This window comes from Nitrosomonas communis (assembly GCF_900114745.1).
Classification (GTDB): Bacteria; Pseudomonadota; Gammaproteobacteria; order Burkholderiales; family Nitrosomonadaceae; genus Nitrosomonas; species Nitrosomonas communis_A.
This window is the reverse complement of sequence record NZ_FOUB01000090.1, coordinates 1-12,116: the sequence shown is the minus strand read 5'-3', so window position 1 is coordinate 12,116 and position 12,116 is coordinate 1. Positions and strand designations below refer to the sequence as shown.

Sequence of the window (12,116 nt, the reverse complement as noted above, 5' to 3'; positions counted from 1 at the left end):
AGGTTGACATGTCTGCCCGGATGCCCTGATCAGTCTCTGATTGCGCATCCATTTACGCAACGTCTCAGCAGTACAACCTATCTTGGATGCTATCGATTCCAGTGCCGCCCGTTGCGACTCATACTCCCCTTGGTGTTCATACAGCAATCGGACAGCTCGTTCACGAACCTCCGGTGAATATCTTATTTGTTTTTTCATTACTCTATCCTCTCAAGAAATAGAGTCTCCTGTAAACCCGGGGCGATTCAGTACAAGCTAGCAAGGCTATGGCTATGAGCCATACTTGAATGGAGAGCCGTATGCGCTGAGAGGTGCACGTACGGTTCGGTGAGGAGAGGCAGGGAGATAGTTTGACTACGCCCTGCTTCTTACTCTACTCCCCATGGAAAAAGGCTTTGGCTATCTTGTTGCATAGATTGGTATTTACGCAAGGTATTGAGCAGGCGCTTGTCCAATACCTTGGATACTGATTTTTGTACTCAGGCGCTGGAGGCAGCCATTCAGAACTATGGTTGTGTCCGTAGCTCATGAATACCGACCAGGGCGTATAGTTCACCAGCGAAGCATTTACATCCATACTAAATGATCATCCTATTCACATCAGCATGGATGGCAAGGGGTGCTACTATGATAATATTTTTGTTGAACGACTTTGGCGGACAGTTAAGTATGAGCTCTTATATACTCGAGAATTCAATAGCCTGAAGGAGGTAAAGCAGAATTTATCCACATGGTTGGAAGGGTACAATCAAGAACGATTTCATCAAAGCCTTGACAGCCTTACGCCTGATGAAATCTATCATAATGATCAAAGAATTAATCGGGTTGCCTGAACCTGATTAACTATATATGTCAGAGCTTAACTTTCTTTCAGGTTGTCCAGTTACAGGGAACCACATCATAAATATTTAATAAGTAGAAGCAAACTCATAATGTTGAGGTTCTGGCGTAGTCAACTCGGTTGAGGGTAATATAAACATAGATTAGGGTTTATATGATATCGGCATTTGGTGGAAAACGCGTTTAGCCGCTTAAAGCAGTATCGAGCGGTGGCAATACGATATGACAACCAAAAGAAGAATTATGAAAAAGCATGACCGCCATGGCTTGTGGATCTCTATGGGTTACCTATGTGAAATATCAACAGCCCCAAGGCTTTTTATAGAGAAGCATTAATAATCTGACGAGCAGCATAATTAATGAAAATCTCCGCAACGAATGCTGCAGAGATCTGGCTATTTTTTTTTTGTATAAATTAAGCTTGCTGAACAGAAGAAGCTAATTTCCTCGCTCCATATCTGGCGCCAATGATGCTTGCAATTAAGGCTACAACATAACTTATAAACATTAACCAAAGAATTCCAGCGGCGTATCCTCTGGCTTTATCAGCTTTCCTCTGAATATCTTCACCAATTCTATCTGCTTTGGCTTTTACTGAGCTGATCAGTTCATCGATTTCTTTTTCATCTAAATCGGTATTACTCGCAATAATTTCCTTCGCTTCCTTCTCATCACCTCGTATTAATGCAGTCGCGATTAAACCTAAAGCTTGTGGATCAATTTGTTCGGAAGCTTTCTCTAATTTTTGTTCATCTTGAGAAGCTCCTTTTTTAATTCCTTGTTTTATTGAGCCAATTAAAGGCTGTAAGGAAGAAGGTAATTGTGATGTTGCTCCTTCTTTATCGGATGAAACTGCTTTCGTTAAATTCGTGCCAGCTGTAGCTGTGGTTTTTATTGCCCCGGCTGCAGAACTCAACAAGTTGTTAACTCCCATAGCGGCCAATATAACGGCAATAACAATTGTAATTGACCACACCACTACGCCATGCAATGTAGCTGAACGGTGATCAGTATTACCCGAAAGCTTACCAGCCAGGATGCCGCCCAAAACATACGTTATAAAGGCGGTCAAAATATACCATCCATATAATGCAAAACTAACAGTTAATGTTTCTGATTTGGTATCTATATGTTTGATTTCGGGAACCTCGATGATACTGAAGCCAATCGCCGCGCTGAAAGTGAATATTAGCCAGCTTAACGCATAAATAAAAACCAGGCTCGCAAAAACAGCGCCCCAATTAATTGTCCACCAATCTGTTTGTGAAGATAGAACTACGTTTCTTTGTGTATGAGTACTCATAGTAATTCCCTTTTAGGCTTAGTAGTGAATGAAGAATAATTCCAGGATTAGCCAACACATCATTACTTGTGTTGACACAAAAATAACGAGCAGATGAATCTGCTCGTCGTTGCTATTGCTGGTTAGCGATTTTTATGGCTTTGGCTGCCTGCTTTCGCATGCTGCTCAGATGTCCCGCCACGGGTAGAGGAAGATGATTCACCCTCATCCTCAGAGCGGCCTTTGCCACCTGACTGTCCACCTTTGCGACCTGCCTCACGCGCTTCTTCCGAGCTAAACTCATGAGCTGTACCTTTTTCATGAGCAGCATGACCACCTTTTCTGCCAGCTTCGCGCGCCTCTTCAGAAGTAAACTCATGAGCCGTACCTTTTTCATGAGCTGCACGGCCTGCTTCGCGTGCTTCCTCTGAGGTGAACTCATGAGCCGTACCCTTCTCGTGAGCTGCACGGCCGCCCTTGCTTGCAATTTCACGCTGTTTTTCTTCGTCCATAGAAGCAAAACCACGCTGGTTGGTGCCCTTGTTGTCGTCATCCTTTCCTTTATTTGAAGGCATAATTGCTCTCCTATTCGGTAATTTTAAAAAACACCTATGATGTATTTTGGCTTTTTATCTCCTGTTTGATAAAACCAAGAACAACTTTAGCGTACGCTTCGAAGCGGGCTTTATCTGTGCGCAAGCGTACATATGCCTAAAATTAAAGCTTGAATACAGGACGAGTTATTATCAAGGAAGTAAAAGAGCACTTATTGCCACGACGATAGCGAGCGGTCCAGTTTTCGATAAGAGTATTCTACTGGGGCCAGTATGCGCATGACGCTAGAAGGTATGCTATACCGAATGCAGCTTGGTTGCTCAGCGTGACTGACCCAAAGAATTTTGGATGTTGGAATTTTATCTATAGCATATCCCATATATAGCAAATGCCATATAAAATGATCAAAATACATAGGCAGCAAAGAGCTGCTCGATGGAACAACCTTCCCTTTTTCTGATGGCTTTGGCCTGGGCCCATTTTGGTTCAATGTCATTAAAGTTTGTGGAATAAGATGGCAGGTATTCAAGCGTATGCCCAGCATTGGCACAGGCAGTTTTGATATCCTGCCGTTTGTGGAACGTCGCGTTGTCCATGACGATCACGCAAGCGAACAGGAGCTTGGGCAAAATGTCCTGCGGCACCCAAAGCCAGCGAAGAAGAGCGGCGTATCTTCCAGCAAAAAATTGAAGGCTATGAACGCGAAGGCCGCGTCAGCGTTTGCCTTGATGAAAGTGGCTTTGCTCACGACATGCCGCGCACGCATGGCTATGCGCCTGTGGGTGACGCAGGCTTTTTTATAGGTTACGCCCAGACGCCTTAACGCGTGATTGATGCCCTGGGTACTGACTCTAAGCCGTTTGGCGTCCTCATACTGATACGCGTCTGGATAATTCTTGACGTCCTGCGCCAAAATCTACATATCGATCTTGGTTGCAGGCTTATTGCGAGTTGTCCTGGGATTGGGAGTCTTGATCCAGCGCGTCACGCGGGCTAGCTCTAGTGTGCCCGGCATGAGCTAAAAATTGTTATCTGAAGGAGATACCCGGAAGTAGTAACGACAACCGTAGCAAAACGCAAGGGGGAAACCGTGAGGTTAACCTGAAAGAAGCGCGTAGCAAAAGTACGACTTTAGGAACACGAATAAGCAGTGAGGCCGAGTGCAGGCGATAAGTGTGCTAGGGAACACGAAATCCAACTGTTACCGAAAGATGCACGAGGTAGAGCTTGGCGGCACGGGCTGAAAGTTTTATTCCATTTCTAAATCAAAAATGACACGAAGGCAAGCCGCAGACAGTATAAATAATACAGCAAGGTGAAACCGACAAAGTCAGTTTTGATTTAGAAATGGAATTAGTACCTTACCCGGGGAGATCTCCCGAACGAGGTTTAGGGAGAATTCAGCAGAAGCCATATTAGCGAAGAAGCCTTGGAAACAAGGTGGAGCGAAGGGCTAAAGAACCAAAAGACAGGCCATTTTAAACATCCTTGTGGATTGGCGAGGAGTATGCTGGCGTGGGTGAGCGTTGCAACTGCGACAACCACTCGTCCAGCGACCACGTGGGGTTGGTGGATTCCAATCGGAAGCGTGACCGTGGATGCAAGCTGAAACACAGGCGAAGGATAAATAGAAGGTGCTGAATGAAAATTTGATGGAAGCGCCCTTAATCGGGACAATCTGCTAAAAAAATAAGGTAAGGTTAAACGGTGGGGATTATGGGTTCCCTCGGATTTTGTGACAGCTTAAGTCACTGGGTTCAACCGTTGGATGTGGAAGGAGTATCAGCGGAGCTAAAACTGCACGTCCGGTGGTGTGGGAGAGGTGACGGACACAATCCGTTACTCCGACCCGATCGCAAAAACGCTTCGCTACTTGCGCGATGGTAAGGTCCTCCTTCTCTCGAACGGATAATACTTTACGGCGAAATGATATCTGATATATCATCCGTAAATTATAATCAATTTATAGGGGATATGCTTATGAATGGGGCCATGCTATGGATTGCGGGATAATTAGTGGCAACGGATTAAGCATTTGCTTCCGGGACGAGAAAATACAGTTGGCGTACTGGCGTTCCACTGCGTGCGCGCACCGACGTCTGAACAACTACAGGAATTGCTCAGCCAGATCATCCAACGCATCATGAAAGCATTGATCCGCTATGGTGTGCTCATTGAGGAGGAGGGCATGACTTTTCTCGCCGACATGGCAGCGGATACCGCTTTAGCCCCGTTTCAATCGGCGGACTGTACCTATCGGATCGCACTGGGTCCACAGGCAGGACAGAAGGTATTAACGTTGAAAACATTGCCCATGCAAAGCACACAACAGTCTCAATCAAGTCGGGCGTGCTGTACCAACGTACACGGCTTTTGCATCTGCCTATAACGCCGCGATTTAAATTCATCAGGTTAAAGAAACCTCCTCCCACGCAACTGCGAGGGAGGATACAAGTGGGCTGAACGACAGGAACTGTTGGAGCGGCTAGGACGGCGCACCACTGGTCGCTGGTGATTGCCGAGCAATTGTCCGGTATGCCGCAATGGTTGCTTCGGACGCTGCTCAGTCGAGGAGTTCTTTCGGGATATTACCTCCGTTGGACGCGATCCGCGCGAGCACAGTCTTATGCAACCACATATTCATCTTTGCTGAATCTTCCATCAACTCCGGCGGACAGCCAAGTTCTATAGCCAGCTCTTTGCGTGCTGAGAAACTACTGTCGATATCGAGGAGCTTCAGGAGATCAACGATCGAAGTGCGCCAGTTGAGCTTTTGCGGATTGGCGGCAGCGCGCTGCTCTAGTTGTGCGACGACATCGGTAACGGGAACCACGCTTGGCGCGGTTTGCGTCGAAGCGCCAGATGCACTGGGATTTGAACTTGTACTCGGGTTCGCTGACGTCGCTGTAGATTGCGGCGCCGCATTCCCATTAGTTTGCTTCCGAATACCCAACTTCTCAAGAATTGTACTAAAAAACGCCATAGGGGGTCTCCTCCGTATTGCGAGATGAGCGAACTCAACTGGATGAGGAACGGTCATCTACGATCTATAATAAACCCAATAAACCTCTTAAATTCTCAGCGCCATCTTTATGCAGGCGAAACTAATTGAGTATTTGCTTTGATTTTCCATCTGCCACTCACTGCTCGGCAGTTGCTTATGCACCTCGCGTTAGTTTTCTCATCGCGCCTCATCGCGCGCTTTACTAGCGTTGCTGTGATTCTAGCCAGTGCAGTTTTCGCAACAGGGTTTGCGAGTACGCCGTCAGACGAATTATCACCCAGACCACCAAATATTTCGCGCAGCAGCCCAGGTTGTCGATGTAATTGCCAAGTTACATTTGAGAGCCAACCGAAATAAGAGTCAACCGAAATCAGCGCCATCCGCCTGTTGCGGCGGCGGCCGCGGAACATTGATACCACGCAACTGCGCGCCCGCTGCTCGGGCGTCAAACGTGAGATCGACTCACGCACGGCTTCTTCATAATCAATTGGCAAAGCTTCGTGAGCGACTGTACTGTAATGGTTCAACACTTTTCGGTCCAAGTAGTCCTCTTCCGGCCGGCCCTGTTCGTAACGCTTAACGAAGTCCTGGTATTTATGAGTCGCAGCGCCCATTAGTAGTTCCTGTAGCCCCATAAATTACCTCTGAAAAACTGCATAATTGCATCAGCCGTTCAGGTCGTGACTACATGCATCGAGCTGCATCGAGCTCTCAATCGTTGTTGCTAGAATGTTTGAGCCTCAACGGCCACAATGAGAAACAGCAATGAATATGCCACGGCATGGCATGGAACTGGACAGCGCAATCGTGCTGTAGAGCACAGTGGAATGAGGCAAGACAGGATATCGCTTCTCACATAACCCTTGCCCACGCAAAGCACACAATAGTCTCAGTAAAGTCAGGCGTGCTGTGCCAACCACACGGCTTCAGCCTGCATGCCGACGTACGCTGCGCCATGCACCAGCGTAGCAAGCTGGAACGCTTGTGCCGCTATATTACCCGGCCCGCGATTGCTGATGAGCGCTTGGCACGTAACCAGGATGGGCAAGTAATATTGACGCTAAAAACACCTTTTCGGGATGGCACGACCCCTAGTGATGTCGCCGCTGGAATTCATGCAACGGCTGGCTGCGCTGGTTTCCCGGGCAAGGCTCAACCTCATTCCTTTCCATGGCGTACTTGCGCCGAATGCCAAGCTTCGCTCCGAGATCTCCCTGGCAGCAAGAAAAACAAAAATAACCCATCCGATAGGAATGACGATGTGCCCCCTTCCGTGGCTTCTGTGCGCATCAGGTGGGCGCGTTTGCTCAAGCGAGTGTTCGATATCGAGCATTGTCCGCATTGCGGCGGAGCCCTGAAAATCATCGCCACCATCCTGAAGAAAGCTGCGATCACCAAAATTCTTGATCATCTCGGATTGTCCTCTTCGGCGCCACCCAGATCGCCTGCGCAGGTCTTTGATCCGTTCGAACCTATCTGAATCGCAGCCCGGCTTTTTCAGCTCTCTTCATGATTGAGTTGACCTTCCCTCTGAGCGTCTTTCACGCTAATAGCGAAAAAGGGACCCAAACCAACACTTTTTGTTGCTGATTGAACACAAATTTTACCAATTTCGGATGACTTTCCGTTCAGTTGACGATCAAACCATTTTCCGCTACATTCGGTTGTTATTAAAAAGAGCGTTTATTTTTCCTATATACAAATAAACGCGCCTCAACCTTTCTCGGTGCCATCTATATGGCTGCTTCCGTTATCTGGTTTAATTGACCACATGCCCTGAATACTTTTATCACAATTCCATCATGCCAATAAGCGCAATCATCCACACATGAATATTATCCAACGCAAACTAACTTATTGATTAATTGAGTGTGATAGTGTATGGTTGAGTTAAGTAATGACGTCGAAATGGGCTTATAACCCGAAGGTCGTAGGTTCAAATTCTGCCCGCGCAACCATTGTTATCTTACTCAAAGCGGCCAATCTGTCTTGTTTTATTTCTACCTACAGCTCGCCGCTGACTAGCTCGCTTTCCGTCATTGCGCAGGAATTCAACTACATCTGGCGCAAGCTGGTAAGTTACTGCAATCTTTCCTTCTAACTTGAGACCAGCGCTCTTCCGTGCGCCGCCGTGCTTTTGTTTATCTTCCACTATCTTTTCCCAAAATTACTATGTTCTATCTCTTTGCCTACGTATGCTTCTTCATGTACCCTCATTCCAGATTCTACCCAAGCAAGTAATTTTTTAACTTGCTCCCTTATCAGTATCAGCTTATCTTCCGCTGATAATTCAGGCAAAGACCCATGGAATAATTCCTCTTCAGAACTGATTAATTCAAGCTTCTCCCTGAGGTAATTGATTTGAGTTTGGGTTAAGTTTTTCATTTCCATTCCCTTATTAATTACGTGGTTGATGACGTAGTTTAGAAACTTGTATATGGATAAAAATTCATTTGCAATAAAATTTTTATCCTCAACGGTGTTAAATTAGGTTCGCATCGGGCTCCCACCACCAGTCTTTATAGTTAATTCCAAAAAGAATGATGCTGCAGTATTTATCAAATATATCGAGGACGATACAGAGAATCGAGTTCCCCGCAAGTTAGGTAGAGCAACTGCAATCATTCCATTGTTTTGGGAAGAATACAGCATATTAAATGAGCCAATACTCTTGGCAGCTTCCCTTTTGAGTAGAAAGGCGAAATATCAATACATTTAACGGTACTGGCGATTAATGTATCCAGAATTTTTGAAATTCCATAACTGTTAACTGTTAGCTGTTAGGTAAGCTGGGCAAAATAGCTCTCATGATTAAGAGGTGACTCAATAGTATAACGCCAACATGGCGGAGTATCTTCTATCTGTTTATTCTGTGATAGCAGCGAAAATCAGTGCATTTAGTTTGTTAAACTCATTGCAAATTTCTTAAAATTTCTGCTCCTACACCAATATCAGTGTGTTTCACACGTGTGTGTTTGATCTACGCTCCCGACACCAGGTATTTGTATTCTATTACTGCATTCTCGGAAAGGAATATTAACTTTAATCGATTGGTGTTGGAAAGGAAGAAACTACTGTTTTTTGGTGTGGATGACTGCTTTGGCTCAAGCATAGGTCTTTGAAGAGCCTAAGTGGAGGGATAAGACAGATGAACTGAGTTTGTCAATATCATAAATTCGTCATAAATTTGTTGTACCATTCATATTTGCTTTATAATGTTGCTAAATGACAACAATAAATACCCCTGCTGTAAAATGGGCTGTGTATCCAAGGGATGAAGGTAAAGTCTCATATATCGAAGAATTATGGGATTCACCCTGTACGCTGCCAAACGAGGGCGACTTAATCATTCGGCCCTTTCTTATTGATCCTGAGACACGTTATCCAATTCCTGTGCGGGTTGCTGAGATTCGGGATCATCCTGAAATGCAGCCACATACTCTCGTTTTCGTAGTCACTCCTGCAGACCTAAACCGTTAAGGCTGAGCCTGTGTTCTTCGATTGTGATTAATCCCATATCAGTTGTTCACATCTACTAGATAAACGCTAGTATCAGGCTGTCTGATGTGTTTGGCATGTCATCCTGATGATATGATTAGTCATATTATTTTTCCTGGCCAGTTGGCTATTTACTCGTTCATTTTGAGTAACGTGATTTGTAATATATTATTTAGTTTCATATAGTTGGTATATCTGTTTTAATTTGCCAATATCATAAAATTGTTGTAGTCTTCGCATTCATTTCACAATGTTGCCAAACGACGACAATGAGTTTTCCTGTTGTAAAATGGGCTGTGTATCCATGGGATGTAGATAAGGTTTTATATGTTGATGAGTTATATGACCCATCCCACTCACCCTACTCATTGCCAGGGGTTGGCGATTTCATCATTCGTTCTTTCATTGTTGATCCTGAGACCTTTGAGCCGACTCTCGTCCGTGTTGTTGAGATTCAGGAACATCCTGAAATGCAACCTTATACTTTTGTTGTCGTAGTGATTCCAGCAAGTCCAAATCATTAGGCGTGAACTTCTGCTCACTGATTATGACCAGTTCCATTTCAGTCGTTCAGATCCTATAGCTAATTCCATTATGACCCGAAGGCGAGCCGCAGACAGTATCAATAATACGGCAAGGTGAAGCAGGCAAAGTCAGTTTTGATTGAGAAATGGAATTAGAAGATTAAGTATTTATTCTAATTCTCAATAGAAGAATCAATTATAAGATTACGTAATATATTGTAAACAAATATCTTTATGTAAAAAAATATTGACTTTTTTATTCGAAATTGGAATTACAAGAGTGCTAATAACTTATTGGATGAATGTTAGAAATAGATATTATTTCCGTTTTCAAGCCAGAGAAGCAAAATTGCTTTTTTTCGCTGTATTTTACGGATATCAGTACAAACCACTTGACCGGTATTTCAGTCCGGTCTGTCAATGCTATTTATCTTAAATGTTTCTCTGTAAATAAAAATTGTATGCACTTTTACGATAACATTGACTGGTATTTACATGTTTACCGGTATAGGATTCGCTCAGAATGTCACAAATACTCAGGGTCAAGAGAGTAATCAGCATCAGCAGAATGATGACCAGCTCGCTTGTTAGTAGCGGAATATTTTCCGGATGAGCGTTTCAATCTCAATGTCAAAATCCATAGCTCTCTCTAAAGGAACTAGAAAGCAAGGTTCTGGAACTGACGGAAAAGATTCTGGTCATGCCCAACAAACAACTTGCGGAATCTATGGTAAACATGTGATTCATGATTTCATGGCAACGGTGGGAGGAACTGTAGTCATTACTACTGGCGAAATCTCCAGCACTACCGATACGACGGGAGCTCATCTAGACCTTCTTGTCAAATAAGTCAGAGGAGATGGAAAAACTGATTTCATTCGGTCGGTAACGGTGGATTGCACAACGGATGAAGTGAGCTCAACGCCAAATACATAGAGCTTACTCAGAAAGTATAATGAATTGTTTTTACATGAGAATATCGTAAAAAATTACTTTTTAAGTGCAAGATTTTTGAATAAATTATGCAGAAACCCTTGCACTTAATTTGAACTCAAGCTCACCTAAGTTCGATCAATTCTTATTAACCGCATACTGTTATGAATAATACTCTTTAGAAAACAATGGATTATGGCTAATAAATTTTAAATGAAATTACAAGAAATACTTTTTGAGTAGACTCTACATAGCTTGATGCAGCCGCATCATTACCGCTATCCACCGCTTTTTTTGGATTTGCTGCTAATAAATTCAATACTGTTACACATCCATTATTAGGTTATTTTCAATTCAGCCTTTATTTCTTAACTTTGAAGATGTGCGGCAGGCTATAGCCCGCTTTGACTTTGATTTTACTTGAACTTCTTTTGTTGAGAATCAGTCTTATTAAGACCCCTGTAATCCAGGGATGTTTCAAAGAGAGACAAAAGATTTAAGCATTGAGAGCTCCGGTTTGTTTATCGTGTGATTCTTTGACAGGACGCATTATAAACCTAAGAGGATTAAATAATGAATGCTACTAAACTTGTTCGAACAGCTTCTGTTATGATTTTACTTGGTATCATTAGCACTTCCGGTTTTCCACAAGTTGAGCTCGTGCCAACACAATCTTTGCTTCCACCAGTGCAAAACCAAGGTGAAGTAGTGTTTATGACTGGTGGCATTGGTCAAGATGAATCGCATGCGATATTGAAGGAAGGGAAAAAATGGCCACTGATGGTTGAACTTGCCAAAGCTGGTACGAATCAGGCAGTATATATTAGCAATGTCCAGATTGTCATCAGGGATGCATCCGGTTCCACTGCGCTGGAAACGATATCCAAAGGACCTTACCTACTTGCTAAACTTCCTCCGGGGAAATATTCGCTTGATGCTACTTACGAGGGGAATACTCTGCATCGTGACTTATATATTCAAGAAAAAGAAAATCACAAAAAAATTACACTGCTTTGGCCCGCTCCAAAGCGCCAATAATATAAAACGATTTCATAACCTAGCATTCATTGTTACTCACGCTTTTCGTGTGCCACGAGCACAAGGTATTGCGTAAACAATGCCTGTGCGTGCTGCGCAAAAGATGAGGGTAGGCCACTCGAAGCCGCTTTACAGGAGGAGGCTTCAAACCGCCTTATGCTGCGAAGGTAAAGAGCCTTGGTGGTGAGCGTTAAGGAAAAAAGCAAAGCGAGACTTTGTCAGGTAAGTGTTAGGGAGACGAACGCGAGTGAACCTTTGATGACGTGTCGAAAGCGCAAAGATGATGTCAAAATCGAGGGGGAAAGAGTAACTCGGGATGAGCGTGGGGGAACCTGTTTATTTGAATCGGCCCGGTTTTTCCGAAGACTTTTTAGTTTGAGTCAAGCTGCATCAGCTGACTCCTTTAATTGGCGATAATATGCCATTTCAAATTCAGCCGGTG

15 protein-coding genes and 2 pseudogenes are annotated in these 12,116 nt (G+C 44.1%); 8 read left to right on the top strand and 9 right to left on the bottom strand.

The window, feature by feature from the left end; all coding sequences use genetic code 11:
* Positions 1-198, bottom strand: a 198-nt coding sequence (locus BM122_RS22775; RefSeq protein WP_143083539.1) for a transposase, incomplete at its 3' end; no start/stop codon positions are given.
* A 407-nt stretch (positions 199-605) separates the two neighbouring features.
* Here BM122_RS22775 and BM122_RS26335 point away from each other — a divergent pair.
* Positions 606-833: an integrase core domain-containing protein gene (locus BM122_RS26335; RefSeq protein WP_074907062.1), complete on the top strand. Its 228-nt coding sequence runs from the start codon at positions 606-608 to the stop codon at positions 831-833.
* Positions 834-1,255: 422 nt separating this feature from the next.
* Here the strand turns inward: BM122_RS26335 and BM122_RS18825 are convergent, their stop codons facing one another.
* The 4 genes and pseudogenes from BM122_RS18825 to BM122_RS26330 all read right to left on the bottom strand — a co-directional run.
* A complete protein-coding gene (locus BM122_RS18825) occupies positions 1,256-2,143 on the bottom strand; it encodes an ATP synthase subunit B family protein (RefSeq protein ID WP_074907061.1) in 888 nt (295 codons plus the stop codon).
* A 122-nt stretch (positions 2,144-2,265) separates the two neighbouring features.
* Positions 2,266-2,697, bottom strand: coding sequence for a KGG domain-containing protein (locus tag BM122_RS18820; protein ID WP_074907060.1), 432 nt, complete (start codon positions 2,695-2,697; stop codon positions 2,266-2,268).
* A gap of 384 nt (positions 2,698-3,081) precedes the next feature.
* Positions 3,082-3,306, bottom strand: coding sequence for a transposase (locus BM122_RS18815; RefSeq protein ID WP_143083538.1), 225 nt, complete (start codon positions 3,304-3,306; stop codon positions 3,082-3,084).
* Between the two features lie 185 nt (positions 3,307-3,491).
* Positions 3,492-3,590: pseudogene (locus BM122_RS26330) on the bottom strand (IS630 transposase-related protein); the annotation flags it as partial.
* A gap of 1,170 nt (positions 3,591-4,760) precedes the next feature.
* On the opposite strand from BM122_RS26330, the gene BM122_RS18800 reads away from it, so the two are divergent.
* Positions 4,761-5,066: a hypothetical protein gene (locus tag BM122_RS18800; protein ID WP_074907056.1), complete on the top strand. Its 306-nt coding sequence runs from the start codon at positions 4,761-4,763 to the stop codon at positions 5,064-5,066.
* Positions 5,067-5,240: 174 nt separating this feature from the next.
* Here the strand turns inward: BM122_RS18800 and BM122_RS18795 are convergent, their stop codons facing one another.
* Together BM122_RS18795 and BM122_RS18790 are read right to left on the bottom strand one after the other, a co-directional pair.
* On the bottom strand, positions 5,241-5,660 hold the full coding sequence (locus BM122_RS18795; protein ID WP_074907055.1) for a DUF3597 domain-containing protein: 420 nt from the start codon (positions 5,658-5,660) through the stop codon (positions 5,241-5,243).
* A 107-nt stretch (positions 5,661-5,767) separates the two neighbouring features.
* A complete protein-coding gene (locus BM122_RS18790) occupies positions 5,768-6,295 on the bottom strand; it encodes a hypothetical protein (protein ID WP_074907054.1) in 528 nt (175 codons plus the stop codon).
* A gap of 167 nt (positions 6,296-6,462) precedes the next feature.
* On the opposite strand from BM122_RS18790, the gene BM122_RS18785 reads away from it, so the two are divergent.
* On the top strand, positions 6,463-7,161 hold the full coding sequence (locus BM122_RS18785; protein WP_074907053.1) for a transposase: 699 nt from the start codon (positions 6,463-6,465) through the stop codon (positions 7,159-7,161).
* 486 nt (positions 7,162-7,647) lie between these two features.
* Here BM122_RS18785 and BM122_RS18780 read toward each other — a convergent pair whose 3' ends face one another.
* A complete protein-coding gene (locus tag BM122_RS18780) occupies positions 7,648-7,833 on the bottom strand; it encodes a hypothetical protein (protein ID WP_074907052.1) in 186 nt (61 codons plus the stop codon).
* Positions 7,833-8,066 (bottom strand): hypothetical protein, encoded by a 234-nt coding sequence (locus BM122_RS18775; protein ID WP_074907051.1) that lies wholly within the window; start codon positions 8,064-8,066, stop codon positions 7,833-7,835. The genes BM122_RS18780 and BM122_RS18775 overlap by 1 nt, the downstream gene beginning before the upstream one ends.
* 840 nt (positions 8,067-8,906) lie before the next feature.
* Here BM122_RS18775 and BM122_RS18770 point away from each other — a divergent pair.
* The 5 genes and pseudogenes from BM122_RS18770 (at position 8,907) to BM122_RS18755 (ending at position 11,674) form a co-directional block, all read left to right on the top strand.
* Positions 8,907-9,161: a hypothetical protein gene (locus BM122_RS18770; protein ID WP_074907050.1), complete on the top strand. Its 255-nt coding sequence runs from the start codon at positions 8,907-8,909 to the stop codon at positions 9,159-9,161.
* Positions 9,162-9,448: 287 nt separating this feature from the next.
* Positions 9,449-9,703: a hypothetical protein gene (locus tag BM122_RS18765; RefSeq protein ID WP_074907049.1), complete on the top strand. Its 255-nt coding sequence runs from the start codon at positions 9,449-9,451 to the stop codon at positions 9,701-9,703.
* A gap of 298 nt (positions 9,704-10,001) precedes the next feature.
* Positions 10,002-10,140 (top strand): annotated as a pseudogene (locus tag BM122_RS25505) (IS1595 family transposase); the annotation flags it as partial.
* 172 nt (positions 10,141-10,312) lie between these two features.
* The gene (locus BM122_RS18760) at positions 10,313-10,552 is read left to right on the top strand and encodes a hypothetical protein (protein ID WP_143083537.1); all 240 of its coding nucleotides are present in this window, start codon (positions 10,313-10,315) and stop codon (positions 10,550-10,552) included.
* A gap of 657 nt (positions 10,553-11,209) precedes the next feature.
* Positions 11,210-11,674, top strand: coding sequence for a carboxypeptidase-like regulatory domain-containing protein (locus tag BM122_RS18755; RefSeq protein ID WP_074907047.1), 465 nt, complete (start codon positions 11,210-11,212; stop codon positions 11,672-11,674).
* Positions 11,675-12,116 lie beyond the last annotated feature (442 nt).